Source organism: Rhizobium sp. Leaf306 (assembly GCF_001423425.1).
GTDB classification, from domain to species: domain Bacteria; phylum Pseudomonadota; class Alphaproteobacteria; order Rhizobiales; family Rhizobiaceae; genus Neorhizobium; species Neorhizobium soli.
This window is the reverse complement of the sequence record NZ_LMNX01000003.1, coordinates 443587-467200: the sequence shown is the minus strand read 5'-3', so window position 1 is coordinate 467200 and position 23614 is coordinate 443587. Positions and strand designations below refer to the sequence as shown.

At 57.6% G+C, this 23614-nt stretch carries 21 protein-coding genes and 1 pseudogene; 10 read left to right on the top strand and 12 right to left on the bottom strand.

Annotated features, from left to right (window positions below; all coding sequences use genetic code 11):
* Positions 1–52 precede the first annotated feature (52 nt).
* From ASG19_RS24330 to ASG19_RS23580, 8 genes and pseudogenes are all read left to right on the top strand, one after another.
* Positions 53–157, top strand: a pseudogene (locus tag ASG19_RS24330) (IS3 family transposase); the annotation flags it as partial.
* 1 nt (position 158) lies between these two features.
* Positions 159–319: IS3 family transposase (locus ASG19_RS24325; RefSeq protein ID WP_210168449.1), on the top strand; the 161-nt coding region annotated here is incomplete at its 5' end.
* A gap of 240 nt (positions 320–559) precedes the next feature.
* The gene (gene rfbC / locus ASG19_RS15555; protein ID WP_062459200.1) at positions 560–1123 is read left to right on the top strand and encodes a dTDP-4-dehydrorhamnose 3,5-epimerase; all 564 of its coding nucleotides are present in this window, start codon (positions 560–562) and stop codon (positions 1121–1123) included.
* Positions 1124–1140: 17 nt separating this feature from the next.
* Positions 1141–2202: a dTDP-glucose 4,6-dehydratase gene (gene rfbB, locus ASG19_RS15550; protein WP_062459197.1), complete on the top strand. Its 1062-nt coding sequence runs from the start codon at positions 1141–1143 to the stop codon at positions 2200–2202.
* Entirely contained in the window at positions 2202–3092 is an 891-nt protein-coding gene (gene rfbD, locus ASG19_RS15545) for a dTDP-4-dehydrorhamnose reductase (protein WP_062459193.1), read from the top strand. The genes rfbB and rfbD overlap by 1 nt, the downstream gene beginning before the upstream one ends.
* A 30-nt stretch (positions 3093–3122) precedes the next feature.
* Positions 3123–3995 (top strand): glucose-1-phosphate thymidylyltransferase RfbA, encoded by an 873-nt coding sequence (rfbA, locus tag ASG19_RS15540; RefSeq protein WP_062459190.1) that lies wholly within the window; start codon positions 3123–3125, stop codon positions 3993–3995.
* A gap of 36 nt (positions 3996–4031) precedes the next feature.
* The gene (locus tag ASG19_RS15535; RefSeq protein WP_062459188.1) at positions 4032–6719 is read left to right on the top strand and encodes a tetratricopeptide repeat protein; all 2688 of its coding nucleotides are present in this window, start codon (positions 4032–4034) and stop codon (positions 6717–6719) included.
* 808 nt (positions 6720–7527) lie between these two features.
* Positions 7528–8484, top strand: a complete 957-nt coding sequence (locus ASG19_RS23580) for a CatB-related O-acetyltransferase (RefSeq protein WP_200933910.1) — start codon at positions 7528–7530, stop codon at positions 8482–8484.
* Here the strand turns inward: ASG19_RS23580 and ASG19_RS15525 are convergent.
* Positions 8475–9314 (bottom strand): hypothetical protein, encoded by an 840-nt coding sequence (locus ASG19_RS15525; RefSeq protein WP_062459186.1) that lies wholly within the window; start codon positions 9312–9314, stop codon positions 8475–8477. The genes ASG19_RS23580 and ASG19_RS15525 overlap by 10 nt on opposite strands.
* 205 nt (positions 9315–9519) lie before the next feature.
* Between ASG19_RS15525 and ASG19_RS15520 the strand changes: the two genes are divergently transcribed.
* Complete coding sequence (locus ASG19_RS15520; protein WP_062459183.1) at positions 9520–10554, top strand: glycosyltransferase family 61 protein; 1035 nt, start codon at positions 9520–9522, stop codon at positions 10552–10554.
* 113 nt (positions 10555–10667) lie between these two features.
* Here ASG19_RS15520 and ASG19_RS15515 read toward each other — a convergent pair whose 3' ends face one another.
* The 7 genes from ASG19_RS15515 to ASG19_RS15485 form a co-directional block, all read right to left on the bottom strand.
* Positions 10668–11792: a zinc-dependent alcohol dehydrogenase family protein gene (locus tag ASG19_RS15515; protein WP_062459179.1), complete on the bottom strand. Its 1125-nt coding sequence runs from the start codon at positions 11790–11792 to the stop codon at positions 10668–10670.
* 39 nt (positions 11793–11831) lie between these two features.
* Positions 11832–12713: an MBL fold metallo-hydrolase gene (locus ASG19_RS15510; RefSeq protein ID WP_062459175.1), complete on the bottom strand. Its 882-nt coding sequence runs from the start codon at positions 12711–12713 to the stop codon at positions 11832–11834.
* A 25-nt stretch (positions 12714–12738) separates the two neighbouring features.
* A complete protein-coding gene (locus ASG19_RS15505) occupies positions 12739–13707 on the bottom strand; it encodes a flavin reductase (protein WP_062459172.1) in 969 nt (322 codons plus the stop codon).
* Positions 13708–13724: 17 nt separating this feature from the next.
* A complete protein-coding gene (locus tag ASG19_RS15500; RefSeq protein WP_062459169.1) occupies positions 13725–15068 on the bottom strand; it encodes an MFS transporter in 1344 nt (447 codons plus the stop codon).
* A gap of 81 nt (positions 15069–15149) precedes the next feature.
* The gene (locus tag ASG19_RS15495; RefSeq protein WP_062459166.1) at positions 15150–15467 is read right to left on the bottom strand and encodes a DUF4387 domain-containing protein; all 318 of its coding nucleotides are present in this window, start codon (positions 15465–15467) and stop codon (positions 15150–15152) included.
* Position 15468: 1 nt separating this feature from the next.
* Positions 15469–16830, bottom strand: coding sequence for an acyclic terpene utilization AtuA family protein (locus ASG19_RS15490; protein ID WP_200933909.1), 1362 nt, complete (start codon positions 16828–16830; stop codon positions 15469–15471).
* 21 nt (positions 16831–16851) lie between these two features.
* Entirely contained in the window at positions 16852–18219 is a 1368-nt protein-coding gene (locus ASG19_RS15485) for an LLM class flavin-dependent oxidoreductase (protein WP_082476357.1), read from the bottom strand.
* Positions 18220–18402: 183 nt separating this feature from the next.
* On the opposite strand from ASG19_RS15485, the gene ASG19_RS15480 reads away from it, so the two are divergent.
* Entirely contained in the window at positions 18403–19428 is a 1026-nt protein-coding gene (locus ASG19_RS15480; RefSeq protein ID WP_082476356.1) for a LacI family DNA-binding transcriptional regulator, read from the top strand.
* 46 nt (positions 19429–19474) lie between these two features.
* Here the strand turns inward: ASG19_RS15480 and ASG19_RS15475 are convergent, their stop codons facing one another.
* The 4 genes from ASG19_RS15475 to ASG19_RS15460 form a co-directional block, all read right to left on the bottom strand.
* A complete protein-coding gene (locus ASG19_RS15475) occupies positions 19475–20755 on the bottom strand; it encodes a TRAP transporter large permease (RefSeq protein ID WP_062459155.1) in 1281 nt (426 codons plus the stop codon).
* 1 nt (position 20756) lies between these two features.
* Positions 20757–21287 carry a TRAP transporter small permease gene (locus tag ASG19_RS15470; RefSeq protein ID WP_062459152.1) on the bottom strand — a complete coding sequence of 177 codons (531 nt, stop codon included), beginning with the start codon at positions 21285–21287 and terminating at the stop codon, positions 20757–20759.
* Positions 21288–21445: 158 nt separating this feature from the next.
* The gene (gene dctP / locus ASG19_RS15465; RefSeq protein WP_062459149.1) at positions 21446–22435 is read right to left on the bottom strand and encodes a TRAP transporter substrate-binding protein DctP; all 990 of its coding nucleotides are present in this window, start codon (positions 22433–22435) and stop codon (positions 21446–21448) included.
* A gap of 169 nt (positions 22436–22604) precedes the next feature.
* Complete coding sequence (locus ASG19_RS15460) at positions 22605–23585, bottom strand: substrate-binding domain-containing protein (RefSeq protein ID WP_062460418.1); 981 nt, start codon at positions 23583–23585, stop codon at positions 22605–22607.
* Positions 23586–23614 lie beyond the last annotated feature (29 nt).

Here is a 23614-nt window from a genome sequence, read left to right as displayed (position 1 = left end):
TGACTCCACTTTCTCAGAAGTTGGAGCCTCCGGCAAACCCGGCGCGGTTCAGTTGAAGCGGGAGCGGATACGCCGGAAGGTCTATCGCTCAAGAGACGAAGCCAGGCAGGACGTGTTCGACTATATCGAGATGTTCTACAACCCGAAGCGCAAACATNTGTTGAAGCGGGAGCGGATACGCCGGAAGGTCTATCGCTCAAGAGACGAAGCCAGGCAGGACGTGTTCGACTATATCGAGATGTTCTACAACCCGAAGCGCAAACATATCAAAAACGGGATGCTGTCGCCCGTCGAGTTCGAAAAGCAGCAGAAAACGTAACCGGAGGGTGTCTACGAAACTCGCGGCTATTCAAACAAAATATCCGAGCGGAACGTGCTATGGCTTATAAAAAGGGCTTGAGCCAGTATCCTATTTGGGTCGAGCTTAAGAATGGTAGTACATGTCTTCTCTTCGAGTTTCCAAGGCCTATTAATTCATACGCAAGTGCTGTCAGATGTTGCATCCGGCAATGCGCCTTGGTATGAGCGAGCACCTATTGTACAAGCTAAGGTCTGCGGAATGCTGTTCCAGAAAACGTTGATTTCAGAGGTGGTTCTTGTTGTCGCGAAGAGGATCGGCGACCACAGGGGCTATTTTTCAGAGACGTTTCGGGAGGACGAATTCCGTCAAAATGTTGGCGGTTTCAAGTTCGTTCAAGACAATCAGTCTTTGTCAGCCGAAGTCGGCACCATCCGCGGCCTGCACTTCCAGCTGGATCCCCGCGCTCAAGGCAAGCTTGTTCGCTGCGTGGCTGGCGCCATCCTGGATGTCGCCGTCGATATTCGCGTCGGTTCACCGACTTATGGTCAGCATGTGAAGGCTGAATTGACCGCAGATAACGGCCATCAGTTATGGGTGCCGCCTGGTTTTGCCCACGGCTTCTGCACACTGGAGCCGAACAGCATCATTTCCTACAAGGTCACCGACTACTATAGCCATGAGCACGATCGTGGCCTTCTGTGGAATGATCCCGAGCTCGATATCGAATGGCCTTTCGATGCTGAGGCGGCTGTTCTTTCGGCAAAGGACAAGCTCCAGCCAAAGCTTGCCCATCTCCAAGCCGCCTTCGTCTACAAAGCCTAATTGTCTGGAGACTTCGAATGCGTGTAATCGTCACCGGCGGCGCCGGCTTTATCGGATCGGCTGTCGTTCGCCACCTCGTTAGTGCTAAGGGCTATGAGGTCCTGACGATCGACAAATTGACCTATGCAGGTAATCTTGCTTCGCTCTCGACGGTCGACAACAATCCGCTACATCGGTTTCTACAGGCAGACATCTGCGATCGCGCCGCCATGCAGGAGGCTTTTGAGAGCTTCCAGCCCGATCGTGTTATGCATCTTGCCGCCGAAAGCCATGTGGATCGTTCCATCACCGGTGCCCGCGACTTCGTCGAAACCAATGTCATCGGTTCGTTCACCCTGCTCGAGGCTGCCCGACATTACTGGAACGGTCTGCCGACAGACCGCAAGGATGCTTTCCGGTTCCTGCACGTGTCGACCGATGAAGTCTATGGTTCGCTGGGAGACGACGGGCTCTTTACAGAAGAGACGCCCTACGATCCTTCATCTCCCTATTCTGCCTCCAAGGCGGCATCCGACCATCTGGCCAAAGCGTGGGCGCGCACCTATGGCATGCCGATTGTCGTCTCCAACTGCTCGAACAATTACGGCCCTTACCATTTTCCGGAAAAGCTCATTCCTCTGATCATCCTGAATGCTCTCGAAGGAAAGTCGCTGCCGGTTTATGGCAACGGCGCCAACATACGCGACTGGCTCTATGTCGAAGACCATGCACGCGCGCTGGACCTGATTGCCGAGCGTGGCCGTATCGGCGAAACCTACAATGTCGGCGGACGCAACGAGCGCCGCAACATTGACGTCGTGAAGCGCGTCTGCTCGATCATGGACGGATTGTCTCCGAAGCCGACGACGCATGAAAGCCTTATCTCTTACGTGACGGATCGGCCGGGCCACGATGCGCGCTACGCTATCGATGCAACAAAGCTTGAAACCGAACTGGGTTGGAAAGCCGAGGAAGACTTCGACAGCGGCATCGAAAAGACCATCAAGTGGTATCTTGAGAACGAATGGTGGTGGGCGCCGCTTCGCCAGGGTTACGACGGCAGCCGCCTCGGGTTACTCGCAGCCACCGGAGCGAAGTGATGGCGCGGCGCTATCTCGTCACCGGTCAGGATGGCCAGGTGGTTCGCTCGCTTGTGGAGCGCGCGACACGATATCAGGATATCGAAGTCCTGCCTTTGGGCCGACCTGCACTCGATCTTTCCCAGCTCGATACCATTGAATCGGCAATTCTTGGCGCCAAGCCGCACGTGATCGTCTCTGCTGCCGCCTATACTGCCGTGGATCAGGCCGAGACGGATGAGGCGGCTGCGTTCGCCATCAACGCGGCGGCGGTTGGCGAGATCGGAAGGGTTGCGAGATCGCTTCGTATTCCAGTCGTCCATCTGTCGACGGATTACGTGTTCGACGGCGAAAAGTCTTCCGCCTATGTCGAGACCGATCCTGTCAATCCGCTCGGCGTCTATGGTCGCTCGAAGCTCGATGGCGAGCTTCTGCTGGCGGCCTCTGGAGCCGACCATGCCATCCTGAGGACGGCGTGGGTCTACAGCCCGTACGGTAAGAATTTTCTTCGGACGATGCTGCGCGTTGCCGAGACTCGCGATAATCTCAATGTGGTGGCGGATCAGACCGGCAACCCGACATCCGCCCTCGACATCGCTGACGCAGTCTTCAAGGTTGGTGAAAATCTCCTGGCTTCCGACGATACGCGTCTGCGTGGCGTTTTCCACATGACCGGAAGCGGGGATGCAAGCTGGGCGGACTTCGCGTCTGAAATATTTGCGGCATCCAACAAGATGGGTGGCCCCTCGGCAAACGTCCAACCGATCACGACGGCCGAATATCCAACGCCCGCAAAAAGGCCACAGAATTCCCGCCTTAACTGCAGCAAGCTTGCATCAGAACACGGCGTATCCATGCCAGACTGGCAAAGTTCAACATTGGAAGTCGTTCGTCGGCTTCTCTCGGCTTAAGGCCGTAAACACATATTGGGGACTGACCGTATGAAGGGCATCATTCTCGCCGGCGGAAGCGGAACGCGTCTGCATCCAATGACGCTTGTCACCTCCAAGCAGCTCATGCCTGTCTACGACAAGCCGATGATCTACTACCCGCTATCCACACTGATGTTGGCGGGCATTCGTGACATTCTCATCATATCGACCCCACACGATTTGCCGCATTTCCAGCGCCTCCTTGGTGATGGTTCTGCTTGGGGCATTTCGCTGTCCTATGCAGAACAGCCTTCGCCAGATGGACTGGCTCAAGCCTATATCATTGGAGCCGACTTCGTCGGTTCCGATCCATCGTGCCTCATTCTTGGTGATAACATCTTCTATGGCCATGGCATTACCGATTTGTTTAAGAATGCGGCAACACGCGCCGAGGGTGCGACCGTCTTTGCCTATCATGTTCAGGACCCGGAACGTTATGGCGTTGTGGAATTTGACAAGGCAATGAAGGCAATCTCGATCGAGGAGAAGCCCCAAGCGCCGCGCTCGAATTGGGCGGTTACGGGACTGTACTTCTACGATAAGGACGTCGTGAATATTGCAGCCGACCTGAAGCCTTCGGCACGTGGAGAATTGGAAATTACCGACGTCAACCGTGTATATCTCGACCGCGGTAATCTGAGCGTTGAGCAGATGGGACGGGGTTACGCTTGGCTCGATACGGGAACGCCCGATAGCCTTTCCGAGGCAGGAGAGTTTGTCGGTACTCTGCAGAAGCGACAAGGCATCAAAATCAACTGCCCCGAGGAGATTGCTTACCGCTCGGGCTTCATAGGCGCGAGTGAACTGGAAGCGCTTGGAAGGAAGCTCGGCAAAAGCGAATACGGCAAATATCTACTTGCGGTCGCTGCTGGCGAATCGTGAACGAACAATAAGTTTTGATTTCCAAAAGGCCGGCTGATGCTGAGAAGTCTGTACAATACTATAGTCAAAGACAAAAATGCAGGCAGTCGCTGTACGTTTCATGTTTCGCAAGGTGACCTAGCGAACTCCCGTAAAGACTGGGCATTTGCGATCAGGCACTACAGGAAAGCGCTAGAGATTAATCCTGGTCTAACGGCCACCTGGGTCCAACTCGGTCATTCCTATCGAGAGTCCGGCGATACCGATGCCGCGCAGGATGCTTATGAGAAGGCAGTAAAGCTTGCGCCTTCCAGCGACGATGCGTACTTTTTTCTCGGCGTCACTCTTCGGAGCAAAGGCGAAAATCACGCAGCATTTGATGCGTATGTCAAAGCCTTTGAATTGAAACCTGATGGCGCTGCGGCTCGTGAGCTTGCAGGCTTTATAGGCATCAAAGACGAGTTTGCGGATTTTTACGCCGCTGTAAACGTGATGTTCGATAGGGCTTACTATATCAAGGCTAACAGCGATTTACGCCAGAGCGACATCGATCCGAAGCTTCACTACATGCTTTACGGTTGGAAAGAGAACCGTGCCCCATCTGCGTTTTTTGACCCCCAGTTTTACCGTTTAAAGTACCGCAAGCGACTGAAAGCTGGCCAAAATCCACTGGTACACTATTGGAAAGTCGGTCGAAATCTTTCTTTACTTACAAACCCGAGCGGAACTCAATCATGGCTGACGCCTACGGCTCCCGAAAAGGAAGCTTGGGACGGTCTGCAGCCAGCGCGTAAAGATGCGGAGACCGAAGCGGTCGTTATTCTCCCGGTCTATAAGGGGCACGACGAGACGCTGAGGTCCATATATAACGCCGTTGCCGGTCGGGCGGGTGAGAGCTACAGTCTTCTGGTGATCAATGACTGCGGCCCCGACAAAGCATTGAACGCCGAACTGGAACGGCTGGCGAGCCTGGGTCTGTTTGACTATCACGTCAACCCCACTAATCTGGGCTTTGTGCAGACTTGTAATCGCGGCATCTTGGAGTTTAGTCGTGATAAAGACATCGTTCTGCTGAATTCCGACGCTTTCGTACCGGTTGGTTGGTTCACCCGCATGAAAGCGCATGTGGAAAAAGACCCATTGATCGCAACCGTCACACCGCTTTCAAATAACGCTACGATCTGCAGCTATCCGGTGAATGATGCGGATAATTTCCGTGCATTGGAATTGGGACCTGAGGAACTGGATGTGTTGGCTGCGGAAACCAATCCAGGGCTGAATGTCGAGACGCCAACCGGCGTAGGCTTTTGCTTCTTTATGAAGCGCGCGGTTATCGACGAAATCGGGGCTCTCGATCCCGTCGCTTTCAAACTGGGATATGGCGAAGAAAACGACTTTTGCATGCGCGCTCTTGAAGCGGGCTACAAGAACGTTATCGCCACCGATATTTTTGTCTTCCATGTCGGCTCGGTCTCATTCTCGGCCAGCAAGGATGCAAACTTTAACGCCGGCCAGAAGGCGCTGGACATCAAGCACCCCAATTATACGTTGATGACCCGTCGCCATGTGAATGCTGACCCGACGCGCTACAGCCGGATGCGGCTTGATGTCCGTCGCCTCGTTCGCGCTATTCATGCACCTGTTATCTTTATCACACACGCTTGGGGAGGCGGTATCGAGACGTACCTCGACACGAAACGCGCAGAACTCGATCGGCAGGGGAAGCCTCATCTTACGATAAGCGTGAGAGATCGGTCGTTTGTCTCAATCGAAACGTCAGACAATCCTTACATTTTTGCCCCTAATCTCTCCTCTCTCGATCTGCGGCTAGATTTTGAGTTGTTTGGCAGCCTGATACGCGATCTCAAGCCAACATTGCTGCACATTAATAGCTTTGCCGGCCTGGAGTGGGTTCATCAGAAAGCGCTTCTCGAGTTTATATCGAACGCCGAAATCCCATACCGATATGTAGCTCATGACTACTCGGCGGTAAGCCGGTTCTATCATCTGACGCGGCCGGATAATATCTACCGGGGTCTGCCCGACTGGCAGGAAATCGAGTCTTGGTCGCGGATGATCGAACACGGGCCTGCTGACATGAGCAGTATCGCGGAACGGCGCGCGACCTATAGCCGATTCCTGTCAAAGGCCGACGCCGTGGAGTTCCCAAGCGCCGCCACACGACGCGTGTTCGAGAATTTCTATTCGGACTTCACAGCCGAAGTTATTCCCCACGAGGAGCCGTTTCGAACAGACGAGCGGGCTGTCCGCCGTTTGAAAGACGGTAAAATCCGTGTCGCCAGTATTGGCGCGATCGGTCCGCACAAAGGCAGCGACGTGATTTTAGCGTTGGCCCGTCACGCGGTATCGCACGAGCTTGACATCGAATATTCCATCATTGGTTATTCCGACCAGGATGCGGCAATGAAGGCTGCCGGCGTCAATGTGACCGGCGCCTATTCATCCGAGGACGAGGTGATCGAGCATCTGAAGGAAATGCAACCCGACCTCGTGTTCATCTCGAGCGTCTGGCCGGAGACTTACTGCTATACGCTTTCAATACCGATCGCACTCAAACTACCGGTTATGGTTTTTGATTTGGGAGCGCAAGGCGAGCGAGCCGCCGAGCTCCCGTGGAGCGTTCGGCTTGAACCGAGATTGATCAACGCGCCGAACAAATTATCGAGCGACATCGCAGAGCTCGACATCGATGAGCTATGGAGACTTCTAGATCCGTCCGAATGACGACGTCCCGACAGGGCACGATTAGGGCATCTACCGTATTGCCAAAGCGACGACTGGGGTGCCAGCCCTAGTTGTCGATGCCAATCACCGAAAGTGATCCTCACAGGCGATCCTTTGTCGCGAAAAATGCGGCGTTAGATGGGGCTGCTGACCAGGCAGAAGCGGCTTTCCAATACGTGCCGTCGTGCGTCCTTGAAACCGAAAAGCCGCCTTGCGGCCCGTCGGAAGATCGGTACGTATGTGGCGCAGCCCGCAAGCATAGATCGGCTGCGGTCGTCAATCAGGTCGTTGACCTTACGAGCCTACTTTGCCCCATGGTCTCCCGCGGGTTGAACCTTGTCAAGCAGATCCGTTAGGGCACCACACCTCGCTCCGCCTTAGAACGTCCTGGCCGACGGTCGCTTGAGCTCGGCTCCGAAATTGTTGAGCGTTCGAACGGGCCTTAGACGATTTGGGGGGAAAGAACCGTCCTTTCGCTTGCGAAGGTCGGCGTGCAAGTGCCTGGGCGACGTTCGCCGCGCTACTTTGGGCGGCGAAGACGATCAACGTCCATCGAATGCTTCGCTCACGATACCCTCGAGCGAATGCCAAAAGCTAGACTTGCAGCGGAATCGATGCCCATTGTGGTGGACGATTAGTCCTACGAAAATATAGCGGCACGTCGACATAGCCACCGAGATATGGAACGGCGCCTTCAAGCCCTGAAGCGGACCGGCGAGCACGATCAGGGCTCATTCCACAAGGAAGAGCCGCGCAGTACACGCGGCGATCCGTTGCCGCGTCATTGGCACGCGTCTATATGTGAACGATGTGCAGCAAAGGAAGCAGCCGCATCGCCTTCGCTTTCGGCACCATCTTTGCTATCAAGGTCATGGAGATCCGCGTGTACCCCTCAAGACAAGCGTTATTGTCAGCTACCCTAAAGTTTTTCCACAAGGCTGACCCCGAATCTGGGGTCCACGTAACGCTCGGAAGCGATGGCTCTCTGGTTGGTTACGGCCATGTCAATGAAGCGAGCTGGACGCTAACCGAACAAGGGTTCCTGTCATTCGTATCTCAAGGCGGGCAAACTAGCGTCGTCTTCAACAAAGTTTCAGACGAAGGGCGCTTCCTTTTGGAAGGGCAACATCTCCTCGAACCGAACACTCACATCACTCTTTGCCTCGAAGAGGTTTACCGTCAGGTTTCGGTGATAAATCCCCAAGAGACCCGAGAGCTATTCAAAGAGCAGATTACCCATTTCGGGTGGTCGATCGGAAGGCACACATACGGGCAACCATTGGTTTACAGTACTGGTCACCAGGTACTCAAAATCGGCAGCTACACGGCTATAGGGCACTCTGTAGCGGTCGCTCTGGCTTATCACCGCCCAGAGTTTTCAAGCATATTTCCGTTCGTCATATATAGAAATTTATGGCCAAACGTGCCGGACAATCTCAACGACCACATTAGCAAGGGCGGAGTGGAAATCGGGAATGACGTTTGGATCGGGCACGGGGTGTTCATCGGAGACGGCGTGAAAATTGGTGATGGTGCCGTAGTTGGTGCCCATAGTGTGGTGACAAGAGACATCCCACCTTACGCGATCGCAGTGGGCAACCCAGCCAGAGTAATCAAAATGCGGTTCTCGGACGAGATCGTGACGCGATTCCTTAAACTCAAGTGGTGGGACTGGCCAGATGATAAGGTCAACCACTTCATCCCGCGGATCCTCTCCGAAGACGTTACCGGGTTCTTAGATGAAGCAGAAAAGCATCACCTTTGAAACGCTTCTCCGGGGGTCAGCTTCGCCAACATCTTACGCTGCTCCGAATAGTCGTTCGTGTAGTTGTCAGGCATATGATGGATGTAAGCCTGCGGAACAGGTAGGTTATCTCTAAAGCCAACAACGTACCGAGATGTATATCCTGTCGGTACGTTATCCCACGTAATCCCCATTGCGGCGCGCTCGGCTATCCACCATCCGTGAGAGCCAGCGCTTCCCTCTTTGTCAAAGGACGGATTCGACAAGTGCTCTTCAGCATGGGATCTCGTCATGACAAACATAGCGATGTATGGGTAATCAGAGTTCATGAATGATACGCCGTGGAGATCGACATGTTTCTTCCCAGCCATTCGCTGAGGGTGCATGTGGTCACTCAAGCAGATGGTAGCGCGGCTTTGGTTGTATTCAAATCGAACGAAGCTAGGGATTAGACCGTGCTGCCTTAACTCTTGCTCGCTGCAGACGAAATATTGGAAATTTGAGTACGTAAACCGAAGGTCATCCTCCATGTAGATAAAGTGTGTGAAATCCTTCTGCTGATCACGAAGACACTGCTTAAGGTAAGGCTTGTGAGCCCATGTCAGATCGAAAGGGTGCTCGAGATCATCAACACTTACAATTTGGAGAGACTTCAGCTCGTCAAAGGTGTTTGCTCGGAACGCTTGGATGCTCTCGATGGCATCTGTGTCTACGGTGTTCGTAAATACGATAACATCCATGCGCGTTACAGGAAACTCGCCCAGGGACCGCAAGACCTGAAAAAGATAATGCAGACGCTCGCGGCGGAATGCAAACGTGATGAACACGGCTATTCTAAAGTCTTCAAGCACGAACGCGATCTCCGAGTGACATAGGCCTCACCATTGCCATAGGCTCATTGGGATCATCAAGCTGTTTCATATTATTTCCCAGCCTTACGGTCCGACCGTTTGCCCCATCAAAGCACGGATGCAATGATATACAGCTAGAGCGATTGACTAGGTGTAACACGCTCCTTAGAGCAGATGATCATATGCCATTCCTTGAAGGCGGTAGATGCAGCGCGTATCCATTCACGATCTCCATCGTGAGATCATTCTAAACTCAACATCCCCTGGGTTCGATGCACCGCCCCCGAAGGTCCTGCATAAGGATCTCATTCCGGAAGGCCCGCATAACGCCATGCTGCCGGCATGGACAACGCGGACCTTTGAACCGCATCCGCTTCATGTTGTTCGACTGTTTGATGTCTATCTTACCGGCGAAGGTCTTTTGTTTGACCGCAACAAAAACTTGATTTCGGAGAGCGTGACTCAGTACGAGCCGGCAGGGATAGCCGAGGCGCACCGCCGGGTTCTTGATGCCGCGGATCCCCGCACGGAATGGGGTTCCTGCGTTCTTCTTCGCAAACGCGGTGACTCAAACTACGGTCACTGGATGATAGAGCTGCTTCCAAAGCTATGGGCAACAGAAGACCTGTGTAGAATCGACGACTGCGTGATACCGAGGCGTTCAGGTGCCATGGAAGCGGTGATGAAAACCGCTTTGCGGCTATCGTCGAATGGTTCTTACGGTTTGATCGAACATTCGGATGATGAGGTCATCTTTTTCAAGCAGTTGCTCTTTGTGGAAGGACTAACCGCGCACGGCGTGTATATGTCGCCCCTCGTCTTTGCAAAGACAGACAAGCTGATTACAGGCAGAGCAGATCCCAAGAAGATTTTTGTTAGCCGTCGCGGCGCGCCCCGTGATCTTGCCAACGAAGACGAAGTGATCGCTTCTTTGATGGCAGTCGGCTTCGAAGTTGTCCATCCTGGTGGCATGTCTTTGGAAGAGCAGGCAACGACGTTTGCCAGGGCCAGTCATGTCGTCGGGGTAATGGGAGCCGGCTTAACGAACATAATGTTTTGCGCTCCGGGTGCAAAGGTGATCAATCTTGCACCTGCGACTTTTCCAGACACCTTTTTCTACCTGATCGCGCAGAACCGAAAGCTGGATTACACAGAGATCCGCGGCACGAATCTTACTGAAGGACCAGGCTGGGATCAGCCCTTCCTAATTTCACCACAGGATATTGTGGGATGCCTATGACATCCGAAATCCTGGCGTAGTTCTTGTCATGTCAGACGAGAACCTTCTCTCGGTTCTCGTGCTCCAATTGTTACAAACAAGCAGGTGATCGTCTCTACCGCTCAAGCCCGCCGTCACATTTGAACAACCAGCCGGATCACTTCGCCTCGGTGCAAGCGGTCGAAACCTTCGTTGATCTCGTCGAGCGGGATCTCGCCGCTGAGAAGCTTGTTCACCGGCAGGCGCCCGGACTTGTAGAGAGCAACGTAGCGCGGAATGTCGCGGACGGGGACGCAGGTGCCGATATAGCTGCCCTTCAGCGTTCGCTCCTCGGCGACAAGACTGACGATGTTGAGGGGAAGCGTCGCGGTGGGTGCCGGCAGTCCGGCCGTCACCGTCGTCCCGCCGCGCCGTGTCATCCTGTAGGCGCTCTCCAGCGCCTTTTCGGAACCGGCAAACTCGAAAGCAAAATCAGCGCCGCCATTGGTGAGCTGCCGAACCTTGTCGACCGCGTCCGCATCGCGTGCATTGACAGTCGCCGTCGCGCCCAGATCGCGGGCGATGCTCAGCTTGTCATCCGAGAGGTCGACGGCGATGACTTGCGCCGCACCCGCCGAAATAGCTCCCAGCAGAGCGGCAAGCCCGACCCCGCCGAGGCCGATGATCACCGTGGTCTGGCCTGCCTGGACCTTCGCCGTATTCACCACCGCGCCGACGCCGGTCAGGACCGCGCAGCCGAAGAGCGCTGCTTCGTTGAACGGCAGGTCCTTGTCGATCTTGACGATCGAGCGGCGCGACACGACCGCGTGTTCGGCAAAAGCCGAGCAACCGATGTGATGATGGACCGGCTCGCCATGCGATTTCAGCCGAATGCTGCCTGTCAGTAGTGTGCCCTTGCCGTTTGCTGCAGCGCCCGGTTCGCAGAGCGCCGGTCTTCCTTCCGCACAGGGAAGGCAGTGGCCGCAGCTTGGCACGAAGGCAAGCACGACGTGATCGCCGACCTCGAGATCGTCGACACCTTCACCCAGCTCCACCACTTCGCCCGCGGCCTCGTGACCGATTGCCATCGGCAGCGGTCGCGGCCGGCTTCCGTTGATCACCGAGAGATCCGAGTGGCAGAGCCCTGCGGCACGAATGCGCACAAGCACCTCTCCCTGCCCCGGCGGATCGAGATCCAGCTCGGCGATTTCAAGCGGCTTGCTCTTTGCATAAGGCATGCTCGCGCCTGTCTGGCGAAGCGTTGCGGCTCGGATCTTCATGTCATACCTCTCTGGAATCTGGAATGCGGCGTGTGAAAACTAGCATTGTCTGCACCGCATGCGAAAACTTCCGCCGTCGGTTTCGATCTGCGTGGCGTGTGGCACCAGGAAATGCCCCGTCATCAGCATAGTCTCTGTATCGGCGATATCGCCCAGCAATGCTGCCCGCGTAAGCGCGGACTGGGCCTGATTTTCGCAGCCCATGCAACTCAGTTGCGGATATTTGAGCTGGATCGGGTGATGGATGATATCGCCTGAAAACACGCATTCGCGGCCATTGGAATGCAGCCATATCGCGACATGGCCAGGCGTGTGGCCCGGCGCCGGTTTGAACGTGAGGCAGCCATCCAGTTCATACCCATCGTCGACCAGCACGACCTGACCGGTCTCCACGACGGGCAGAACGCTGTCGCTATAGGCTGCAAGATGATGGCCGCCGGGATCGGAGCCGTATTTCTCGGCCCAGTAATCGTACTCTGTGCGGCCAAAGATGTATTTGGCATTCGGGAAGGTCGGAACCCAGCGTCCGTCGATCAGCCTTGTGTTCCAGCCGACATGATCGGCGTGGAGATGGGTGCAACAGACATAATCGATGTCCTCGGGCTCAACGCCTGTTGCGCGAAGACGCTCGAGAAACGGGGTCGAAAGGTTGGACCACTGGGTGCGAGCGTGCCGTTCCTTGTCGTTGCCGACGCAGGTATCGATCAGGATCTTGTGCCGGCCGGTGTCGACCAGCCAGGCATGGATGCTGAGCCTGATCCGATCGCTATCGGCATCGTAGAAAGCCGGTGCAAGCCAGGAACGCTCGCGCTCGAGGATCTCGTCCGTAACGAGAGGGAAGAACGTCTTCATCCGGAACGATGTATCTTCCAGCTCCCAGATGGCCGAAACGGTGATGTCTCCAATGGCAAAACGGGTCATGAAATTCTCCGAAGTTCGGGCCTGCTCACGCGCTCGCGACAGCTGCCTGTTGCCGGACCGGCGGCCAACCGGAATCAGTCGATGTCGCAAGCCGGTTCAGCAGCTGTTTCAGCACCCAGACCTCGTTTTCGTCGAGAAGCGCAAGGCAGTCGGCTTCGGCAGCCTTCAGCATGGCGACGATCTCCATCATCGCCTTGCGTCCCGCGCCCGTCAGATGCGCACGCCGTGGGGCTGTCCCGTCGATCTCGATCAACCCTTCGGCCTCGAGCTTTGCCATCGTCTCGTCGGTAATCTCGTCTCCGCGCGAGCGACCGATCTCGCTGATGGTGTCGAGTGTCCTGCCATCCTCATGGCCGAGCAGCGTCAGCACGGCATAGTCCGCGCCGCTCCATCCGCGCCGCCGGCGTTCGACCACCGCGTCGTTGCGGATCTGGTAGAAGACCCGCGAGATCTGGTAGATGAAATCATCGGGCGAAAGACTGCTTTCCGTTTTCTCAAACGAGGTGTTTTCGCCGGCGTGGCGAATGAGCCGGCCGTATTGCCCGCCATGGAAGACCAGCGGCGGTGTGCTCGAATGCTCGAACCCGGTGATCTCGCCCACGAAAATGATATGGTCCCCGCCTTCATACTGATGGGCGGTCCGGCATTCGAACCGGGCAGCGCAGTCTTTAAGCAGCGGAATGTCGCCGTCTCCCCTCTCCACGGTCAGCCCCTCGAACTTGTCTTCCTTCTTGCTGGCGAAAAGACCGGAGATGTCGCTCTGTTCGGCTGACAGGATGTGAACTGCGAAATGGCCCGCCTGCCGGAAATCGTCAAAGCTCGAGGATGTCTTGGCAAGGCTCCAGAGGATCATCGGCGGATCGAGCGACACCGAGCTGAAGCTGTTTGCGGTGCGTCCGATATCCTGCCCGTCCGCGGATCGGGTGGTGACGACGGTCACGCCGGTCGCGAAGGATCCAAGCGCGTTACGCAGAATGCGGGGGTCGTTGGACATGGTGATTGCTCCCTGTCTTATTGATGGTGATGAATGGTCTTTGCGGGTGATGCCGGTTGGGGCAGCGAGCCGCTCTGTTCGTCCTCGAGATCGGCACCGGCCGCCTCGCGCAACGGAATGATCGTGACGACCGACAGGCAGGCGGCGGCGATGATGTAGCAGGCAAGCGGTATCCAGCTCCCTGACCAGGCCCAGAGCGCGGCTGCGATCATCGGCGTCGGTCCGCTCCAGAGCACGGTTGCGAACTGATAGGCGACGGACACGCCGCTATAGCGGACCGACGCCCCATACTGCTCGGCGAAAAGGCTGGGCTGGGTGGATTGCGTCGTCGCCTGTCCGAAGATGATGGACACGGTCATCGCAGCGGTGATCCAGAATACGCTCGCCGTATCCATGAGAAGAAAGAACGGCACGATGAAGAGGCCGTTGAAGATCATGCCCCCCATGAACACACGCTTGCGGCCGATCCGGTCGGAAAGTCCGGCAAACAGGGGCTGGGCGATAAAGCAGAAGACGGCTGCGATCATCAGCGAATTAAGCGCCGTCGCCCGGTCGATGCCGACGACCGTCGTCAGATAGACCAGCGAATACACCGCCACGATATAGAAACTGGTGTTTTCCGCGGCCTGACAGGCGACCAGAAGCGCTGTCTTCTTGCCATGCTTGCCCAGCACGTCCACGATCGGCAGGCGCTGGCGTTCGCCACCGGATTTCAGCTTCTGGAAGCTTGGCGATTCCGCAAGGCGTCTGCGGAGGAAGATACCGAAGACGAGAAGGATGCCACTGAACAGGAAGGGCAAGCGCCATCCCCAGGCCATGAACTGCTCGGGCGTCGTCAATCCGCCGACAAGCGCCATCACGCCGGACGAAAGAAGAAGGGCCGCCGGAATGCCCATCTGCGGCCAGCTGCCGAAAAAGCCGCGCGTCTTGTTCGGCGCGTGTTCGACGACCATCAGGGTCGCTCCACCCCATTCGCCGCCAACCGCAAAGCCCTGCAGAAAGCGAAGCACGGTAAGCAGGATCGGCGCCCCGACGCCGAGGACGGCATAGGTCGGGATAAGACCAATCAGAAATGTGATTCCGCCCATCATGGTGAGGCTGAGGATCAGCATCGCCTTGCGGCCGATCCGGTCACCGAAATGGCCGAACACGATGCCTCCGAGAGGCCGGGCAATGAACCCGATGGCGAAGGTCGCGAAGGCCGCGATCATACCTGTGACCGGGTCGAATTCCGGAAAGAACAGTTTGTTGAAAACGAGTGCCGTGGCGGTACCGAAGATGAAGAAATCGTACCATTCCAGGGTCGATCCGATAAAGCTCGCCAGTGCGACCTTGCGGATGTCGGATGTTTGCGTGGCCATGAAGCTCCTCCCCGAGCTGTTATTGGCAATCGCATGGGTCTCCCTCAAGCCTCCAGCGGAAGACCCATGCGCAGGTCGTGGTTAGTTTTCGAGCGGGATATCGACATCCAGCAAGGGTGCGTGCTGTTGCGCACCGTAGACGTCGGTGTCGCCGATATCGCCGGCGGGAATCGCTCGCGGGAACGTCGCCTTGAACGCGGCGGCGGTATCGTAGGGCGTAAACAGCACGTCTTCTTCCTTGACGCCGTAGAGCCGGGAGAAGAGGGCCGCATTGAGCGTTCCCGTCGCCTTCACGCGGCGGTAGAGGTCGTGATCCTCGAACAGGACGTCGATCGTGACGTTGAAAGGACCGGCATTCTTGCTCTTGCAGATCTGGGCGATGTCTCTGATGAGGGCCATGTCACACCTTCTCGTATTCGATGGGGAACAGGGCGCAGGGATCGCTGACTTCGACCGTATGGAAGATGCTGAAGCGATACATCGGGCCCATGTCGATATCCGACGGACTGAACGGGAACGCCATGTTGCCTTCCTTGCACAGACGCCCCGGAAAATCCGCATGCAGCATCGAGGTGCGCGCCATTGCGATGACCGCATTGGCGATATCCGCCGTCTTGGCGACAACCTCGATCACGAAGCCAAGTTCGTGGCTGGTGATCTGCTTGACCGGCTCCCAGCCGCCCATGACGCCGTCCTTGCCGTAGCAATGGATGATCATCCGGTAATCGTCGCGCGGAACGCCGAAGGATTCGGCCTTCACGGCAACCTTCTCGCGGTGGGTGGCGAGATAGTCGTCGATCTGCGAGATCAGGATCGGATCGCGCGTGCCGCAGATCGCGATGGACCGATAACCGGCCATCTCGACGCCTTCGAGCTTGACCGTGTAGCGATCGGCCGGCGTCCAGGTCATGCCGTCGATCTTGACGGCACGATCGCTGATCGCCTCGAACCGGCAATCGGTCGTATCCAGCAGACCACCGGGCTCGACGTGGTGGATCGGGCTCGAATTTTCATGCAGCGCGAAATTCGCGACGGCCAACGGCGTCGAGCGCCGAATCGGGTTCGGCGGCTCGCAGACGACATGGTCGTCGCGAACGCGAAGGAAAATGCAGTCCGGCTCCTTGGGCACGGTCGGCTCGGCGCCGCATTCCAGCATCTTGCCCGCATACCACGACGGTGCAGGAGCCATGCCGGCCCGGATGGCGGGTGCCGCCCACTGCGCCGGATCGCTGCTTCGACCGGCAAGAATGACCTGCGCACCTTCGTCGAGGGCCTTCGCAAACGGCTCCGGCCCCATCATGCCGACGACGCGGGTAGAGTTGTCGATCATCTGCCGGTCGAGCGGCTTCATCTTTGCCAGCGGTTTCGTGAGGCCTTTTTCGGCCCAGCCGGCAAGGTCGCCCTTGCTTTGCTCGGAATGGATCAGCGCCATCTTGAACGACAGCCCCTCCTCCCGCGCAATTTCCCGCACAAGTGCTGCCGTATCCTGCAGATGCGGCTCGCCCCCTGCCCCACCGGACGTGCCGATGATGCAGGGAATACCGGCCGCGATGCTGGCCTGCAGCATCAGCCGCAGGTCACGCTTGACCGAAAGGCGCGAACAGAAGGACGTTCCGGCACCGAGATAGTAGGGCCCGGGATCGGTACTGCCGCCATCGCAACCGATGACATGGGGCTCCCAGGACATTCCGATCTTGAGCGATTCCTCGGCATAACCGTAGCCGAGAATGCCGCTCGTCGAGAGCATTCTGAATTCTTTCATCACTCTTCTCCGACTGCTCGCTTATTCCGCCGCCTGGCGCTGGGCGGGATGGACCGGCATGGGGATGCCGAGGTTTTCGCGCAGCGTCGTGCCGGCATAGTCCTTCTGATAGACGCCGCGACGCTGGAGCTCCGGCACCACGTAGCGGACGAAGTCCTCGTAGGCGCCCGGTGTATGGGTCGCCGCCAGCACGAAACCGTCACAGGCTCCTGATGTGAACCACTCTTCCATCTGGTCGGCGACCATGGTCGGCGTCCCGCAGAAGATCGGAAACTCGCCGATCGTGCCGCGGCCCGAATAGTGCACGAAGTCACGCACGGTCGGATTGGGTTTGCCGCTCAGGGAGATGACGCGCTCCTTGAAGCCCGACCAGGACAGCTTCTTCAGCTCCTCGTCGGTGAATTCGCTATCCATCGGCTTGCTGGCGAAATCGAAGTTGAGCGCTTCCGACAACAGCACGACAGCATCGATCGGCTTGGCGAGCGCACGAATGTACTCGCGCTTCTCCTCGGCGATTTCCTGGCTTTCGCCGACGCAGACGTAGCAGGCCGGGCAGATTGCAACCTCGTCGGGATTACGACCGGCGGCAGCGACCTCCTGCTTCACGGCGGCATACTGTTTCTGCCCTGCCTCAAGGGTCGGGTAGACGACAAAGATCAGATCGCCCCACTTGCCGGCGAACTCGCGACCGCGGCCGCTCTGGCCTGCCTGAATCAGCACCGGGCGCCCCTGCGCCGACGGCGGCACCGGCAGCGGACCCTTCGAGCTGAAATACTTGCCCTTGTGATCGAGCCGATGGACCTTCTTCGGATCGGCAAACTGGCCGGTCTCCTTGTCGACGATCAGCGCATCAGGCTCCCAGCTGTTCCAAAGCCCTGTCACCACGTCCAGGAATTCGTCGGCCCGCTCGTAGCGCAGGTCATGCGCAAGATGCTCGACGCGGCCGAAGTTGGCCGCCTCGGAATTGTTGAGCGAGGTCACGACGTTCCACGCAGCACGACCCTTGGTCATCAGGTCGAGCGTTGCGAACAGACGTGCCACATGAAAGGGCTCGTAATAGGTGGTCGAATAGGTAATGCCGAGGCCGATATGGCTGGTTGCCATGCCGATCGCCGTGATGATCGAGACCGGATCCATCTTGACGACGCGAACACCGTTCTCGACCGCTTCCTGGTGATCGTCACCGTAGATGTCGGGCATGGCCAGACGGTCGTCGAAAAAGGCGAGATGGAACTTGCCGTCCTCGAGGATGCGTCCGATGCGCTGGAAATATTCGGCGGACAGAAAATCGGTGGCGCCGGCAGGATGCCGCCATGAGCCGGGCGCAATCGAGCAGTTCTGCGCCTGCAGGAAGCCCACCATTTTCATCTGGCGTTTTGAAGTAGACATCGTTCCTCCCGTGTCATCGTCAATCGCAAATATGTGCGCAAACGTTTGCGCACTCCGATCCAATCGCTTTCTGGAGGAGATGTCAAGTTGGGAGCGAATATTTTGTCATGCAGCCCCTCTTTTTCGCATCGGTGCGGATGCGGAGTGGCGCGACAGGGCGCAGCTGTTTTGTTATGAATCGGTATGAACTCAACACTGCCGCCATCCACACCGCGCCGAGCGACGGTCGTTACCCTGTCAGCACTGGCGGGAGTCGCGCCATCGACGGTGACCCGCGCGCTCAAAGGCGACACGCGGATTTCCCAAAAAATGCGGGACCTGATCATCGGGCTTGCGAAAGAACACGGCTACATGCCGAACGTTCTGGCGCGCACGCTGTCTTCGGGGAAGAGCGGTCTGTACGGACTTGTCCTCGGACCGGCTGAAAACCCGTTCTATACGGAGCTGTTGCACGAAGCGACGCGACAAGCGGAGAAGCTCGGCTTTCGCCTCCTCATCATTCATGCCGGCGGCGGGCCTATCGAGGATACCACTGCGCAGGCGCTGATTCAGTACCAGGTCGATGGCTGCATCATCTCGTCGGCCATATTGTCTTCAAAGGCCGCCGACATCTGCGCCCAGAACAACGTCCCGCTCGTGATGGTCAACCGCGTCGCACTTTCGCATGGATGCTTCGTCACCTGCGACAATCGTGCTGGCGGTGCTGAGATGGCGAAACTTCTGATGTTGCGAGGATGCCGTCGTTTCGGACTGATCTACACCTCCTCCACCAGTTCGACGTCTCGCGAACGCGAGGAAGGATTTGTCGCCGAACTGGAACAGGCCGGTCTGGCACTCTCGCTTCGAATCGACGGCCACTCCAATTACGACGGCGGCTTCGAGGCCGGTCGCGAGATCGCGGCGATCCCCTCGGCGGAGCGCCCGGATGCGATCTTCGCGTTGAGCGACATCATGGCCATGGGCGTCCTCGACGCACTGCGCCTGGCGTCGATCGATGTGCCCGGCGACATCCTGGTTGCAGGCTTCGATGGCGTTGCGGCGTCCGCCCGGCCGATCTACGACCTCACGACAATCCAGCAGCCCCTGCCCCTGATGATCCAGCGCGCCTTTGAACTGCTGCGAGCGCGCACGGTCGATCCGAGCCTGCCGGACGAACTGATCGCCATGCGCGGCAAGCTGATTGTTCGCGGCTCCACCGGCCGGGCATGAAAAAGGGCGCGAAAAGCGCCCTTTCTCGACCAGTTGTCGGTGCAGCCTATCCGCCCGCTTTCGGAATATACATCACGATTGCGGGGAAGAAGTAGATGGCAAGCACGGCGAACAGCATGATGACGACGTATGGCAGAGCCCCGTACATCACCTCCTTCAAACTCGATTTCGCCACCGACTGGATCACGAAGAGGTTCATACCCACCGGCGGCGTAATCAGCGCGATCTCGATCATCAGCACGAAGTAGATGCCGAACCAGATTGGATCGATTCCGTGCACGCCGAGCGACGGGAGGAGCACCGGAAGCACGATCAGGATCATCGCGATACCCTCCAGGAACAGGCCGAGCAGGAGCAACACCGCGGTGACCGCCAGCATGAACATGCCAGCCGTCTCGATATTGACGGCGATCCACTGGGAGATTTCGTAGGGAATGCGGTAAAGCATGATCGCCTTGCCGAATACGTTTGCCCCCGCAATGATCAGCAGCAGGTTCGCCGTGGTAAGACCCGCGCCGAACACTGCCCCGCGAAAATCTGCAAAAGACACGCCGCGGCGTATGCCGAATACGTAGATCAGGGTCATGACGAGGCCCACAGCTGCCGACTCCGTCGGCGTGAAGACGCCTGCATAGATCCCGACGATCATCGTCAGCGCAATGACCATGGTCGGCAGGGCGCGAAGGCTTGCAGCCATCCGACCACCCGAACCGGATTCATTTTTTTCCGCCTTCGGTGCCGCGCCCATGAACGACTTGACGATGCAGTAGATCAGGAACAGCAAGATCAGGAACAGCCCGGGCCCGACGCCGGCAAGGAACATCGAGGCGGTCGACTGCTCCGCGACCGCCGAATAGATGATCAGCGGAATGGACGGCGGGATGAGAATGCCAAGCGTTGCGCCAGCGGCGAGCGTTCCCATGACAAAGCGACGATCGTAGCCGCGCTTGGTCATCTCGGGAATTGCCACGGTGCCGATCATGGCCGCAACGGCCACGGACGAGCCCGAGATCGCGGCAAAGATGCCGCAGGAGATGATCGTTGCGATCGCGACACCGCCGCGCACGCCGCCGACCCATCGCTGCACCGCATCGAACAGGTCTTTCGCGACCCCCGCCTTCAGCAGGATATTCGACGTCAAAAGAAACACCGGCACCGCCAGCAGGATGAAATTGTTGACCGAGCCGAGGAATTCCATCGACACGCTGGCGAGCGGCACGTCCTTCATCAGGAGAAGAACGATACCCGTCGTCGAAAGCGCGATACCGACCGGTATGCCCGCAAACAGAAAGACGAAGAGCGCGACTAGTACGATAACGCTTTCCATATCAGATCTCCTCGTGCGCGAGTTCGAGCTTGCGTCGCTGCCCCGTCGCAACAAGCAGGATCAGTTCCAGCGCAGCCTGGACGAAGAAAAGAAAGAACCCGATCGCGACCGGCAGGTAGAAGAGCCAATAGGGGATGCGCAGGACACTCGCCGTAGCGCGGCCGACTGTCGCCGCGTCGATTGCGGCAACAAGCGCCTCGAAGGAGACGACGGCACAGGCGAGCGCAATGATCGCAAAGCTTATGCCTTCGAGAACGACCTTGGCGCGTTCGCCGACCGCATCGGAGAAAAGCGTGATCGAGATCAACTGCCGGCGCCCCATGCAGGCTGGAAACAGCAGGAATGTTGCCCATACCATGCCGAGACGTGAGGTCTCCTCGACCCAGTCCGTCGGACTGTTGAAGAAGTATCGCGACGCCACTTCATAGGCGACGATGATACCGATGAAGAGGTAGATCCATGAACTGTATTCACCGATCCTCATGATGGTCGACTCGATTGTGCCGACCCATTTCTTTTCTTGCGGGGGCATGGTGCCGTTCCTCCCAGACGTTCGCGTCTGACCCTCTCAGACGCTGCGCGAATGCGCGTTTCGCCGCGACGGTGGCATTGCGCCCCGCCCTTGTCTTTGGTGTCGTGCTTTTACATTGTGCCGACTCTGTGCGAGGCGGCGCGGCTAGCAAATTGCCGCTACTGAAGCTTTTGCGCTTCGTCGAAAACAGATTTCGCAAGGTCGTTTCCGTTGTCGTAGAACGACTTTGCGACAGGTGCCGTTTCCTCTTTCCACCGGACGATTTCATCCGGCGTGAGATCGATGATCTCCATCTTCTTAGCGAGAACCTCGCGCGTATGCTTGGTGGCATCGAAGATGCGATCCATGAGCACCGTCTCGAGTTTCGCGGCCTCCTCCTGGAAGATCGCACGAAGTTCGGTCGGCATCTTTTCGAGCGCTTTTTCGCTCATCAGGGCGAAATGCGTCTCGTACATGTGGTCCGTCGCGATGACGTAGCGCGAAACCTCGAAGAGGCGGCGCTCCTCGACCGACGGCCATCCCGTCAGCCCGCCATCGACGATACCGCGCTGAAGCGCCAGGAACTGTTCGCTACCGCTGGTGACGACCGGAGCGGCTCCCACGGCCTCGACGAATTCGCTGACGGTAGAGCCGAACGTTCTGATCTTCAGGTTGCGCATATCCGCAGGGACATGAACTTCCTTGTCGCGGGTGATCATCGTGATGAAGCCATAAGGGATCCAGAACATCGCGCGCGACCCGGTCTGGTTGATCCTCTTGTCGAGTATGGTTCTGATCGGGGTTCCGGGCAGCACGGCGCGATCGAGCTTTTCGCGCGTATCGAAAAAGAATGGCACGGCGAACACGTTGAGAGCGGGCACGGTGCCGGCAAGGATGGATGCAGAGGCGATGCCGATATCGATTGTGCCGTTTGCAACCGCCTCGTCCATGTGCTGGTCGCTGACGAGTGAACCCGAGTCATAGAATTCGAAGGTAATTTCGCCGTTGGTCCGCTTCGACACGTTGTCTGCGAACTCCTTGATGACGTTGGTGAGGTAGTGATTGTGCGGAACGCTGGTGGCGACGCGAAGGGCCCGCTCGGCGGCGAAACCCTGTCCCGTTCCCATCACAAGAGCTGCCAGAACGACAGCAAGTGTCTTGAGCTTCATCTTATCCCTCCCGGTCAAAGCTTGCATCCGGTGACTCAGCCGCGACCTCCTAATCGCCGCTGCAGATGCGCAAACGTGTGCACTAACTTTCGCAAATTTGCTCGTCCCGTCAAGTTTTTTTCTGCCGACGCCTGAAATATCCTTCTTCCCTGGTCGTGCAGGATCGTCTTCAGGCACTGCCGCGCACGATCAATTTGCCAGGCAGGATGCTGGTCGTCGTCTCGTCGAGTGGAACGGTATTGCTGGCCTGTATCAGGCCCACGACCTCGGAGATCATGCGGGTAATCGGCTGCCGGATCGTCGTCAGACGATAGGATCTCCAACCGGCCATGGGAATGTCGTCAAATCCAACGATCGAAAGATCCTCAGGTGCGGACAGTCCAAGTTCGCGGGCAGCATCTATGGCGGCGAGCGCCATGATGTCGTTGCAGCAGAACAGCGCATCCGGACGGTTTTTTGCTGTCAGCAGTGATAGCACTGCGCCGTAGCTGCCTCGGTAGGTGAACTCCCCGTTTCCCTCGGCAAGCACGGAATGCCCGCTCTCGCGTAATGCTTCGGAAAAGCCTTCTGCCCGGTCACGGTGGGTAGACGTGTTGGAGATCCCGCCGATGAAGCCTATCCGTCGGCGCCCCCTGCCGAGCAGAAACAGTGCCGCATCACGACCGCCTGCGTGATTGTCGCACGCGACCGCATTTACGCGGACATTGCGCTGGATCCGGTTGAGCAGCACCACCCGGATGCCATGCTGCCGGCAGGCGTTGGCCATTCCAGACGTCAGGCTTGCGGAGGTCACGACAAGTGCGCTGGGGCGAGCGGCAAGGATCTGCGGCGTCAGCTGGTCCATGTCCGCCTGCGGCGGGATAGCATAGACGAGCAATTGTCTCCCGACCGCCTGCAGTGCTTTTGCGAGCGTGTCGAGAACGAGTGGATAGAACGGGTTGGCGAGATCGCCTGCCACCAACGTCACTGTACCGGCGGAGATCACCTCGGCAGTACGGCGCGCCGGACTGCTATAACCCAACTGCGCTGCGACCTGAAGGATACGCTGTCTTTTCAACGGATCGATGGACGACCCCGGCGAAAACGCGCGTGATACCGCGGCGATGGAAACGCCCGCTTCATGAGCGACCTGCTTGGCTGTCGGCTTCAAAACAGACTCCATGAAATTTTTTCACGCAA

Coding starts and splice junctions, on each gene's coding strand:
- rfbC (WP_062459200.1), top strand. CDS start 560: ATGCTGTTCCAGAAAACGTTGATTTCAGAGGTGGTTCTTGTTGTCGCG.
- rfbB (WP_062459197.1), top strand. CDS start 1,141: ATGCGTGTAATCGTCACCGGCGGCGCCGGCTTTATCGGATCGGCTGTC.
- rfbD (WP_062459193.1), top strand. CDS start 2,202: ATGGCGCGGCGCTATCTCGTCACCGGTCAGGATGGCCAGGTGGTTCGC.
- rfbA (WP_062459190.1), top strand. CDS start 3,123: ATGAAGGGCATCATTCTCGCCGGCGGAAGCGGAACGCGTCTGCATCCA.
- ASG19_RS15535 (WP_062459188.1), top strand. CDS start 4,032: ATGCTGAGAAGTCTGTACAATACTATAGTCAAAGACAAAAATGCAGGC.
- ASG19_RS23580 (WP_200933910.1), top strand. CDS start 7,528: ATGTGCAGCAAAGGAAGCAGCCGCATCGCCTTCGCTTTCGGCACCATC.
- ASG19_RS15520 (WP_062459183.1), top strand. CDS start 9,520: ATGCAGCGCGTATCCATTCACGATCTCCATCGTGAGATCATTCTAAAC.
- ASG19_RS15515 (WP_062459179.1), bottom strand. CDS start 11,792: ATGAAGATCCGAGCCGCAACGCTTCGCCAGACAGGCGCGAGCATGCCT.
- ASG19_RS15510 (WP_062459175.1), bottom strand. CDS start 12,713: ATGACCCGTTTTGCCATTGGAGACATCACCGTTTCGGCCATCTGGGAG.
- ASG19_RS15505 (WP_062459172.1), bottom strand. CDS start 13,707: ATGTCCAACGACCCCCGCATTCTGCGTAACGCGCTTGGATCCTTCGCG.
- ASG19_RS15500 (WP_062459169.1), bottom strand. CDS start 15,068: ATGGCCACGCAAACATCCGACATCCGCAAGGTCGCACTGGCGAGCTTT.
- ASG19_RS15495 (WP_062459166.1), bottom strand. CDS start 15,467: ATGGCCCTCATCAGAGACATCGCCCAGATCTGCAAGAGCAAGAATGCC.
- ASG19_RS15490 (WP_200933909.1), bottom strand. CDS start 16,830: ATGAAAGAATTCAGAATGCTCTCGACGAGCGGCATTCTCGGCTACGGT.
- ASG19_RS15485 (WP_082476357.1), bottom strand. CDS start 18,219: ATGTCTACTTCAAAACGCCAGATGAAAATGGTGGGCTTCCTGCAGGCG.
- ASG19_RS15480 (WP_082476356.1), top strand. CDS start 18,403: ATGAACTCAACACTGCCGCCATCCACACCGCGCCGAGCGACGGTCGTT.
- ASG19_RS15475 (WP_062459155.1), bottom strand. CDS start 20,755: ATGGAAAGCGTTATCGTACTAGTCGCGCTCTTCGTCTTTCTGTTTGCG.
- ASG19_RS15470 (WP_062459152.1), bottom strand. CDS start 21,287: ATGCCCCCGCAAGAAAAGAAATGGGTCGGCACAATCGAGTCGACCATC.
- dctP (WP_062459149.1), bottom strand. CDS start 22,435: ATGAAGCTCAAGACACTTGCTGTCGTTCTGGCAGCTCTTGTGATGGGA.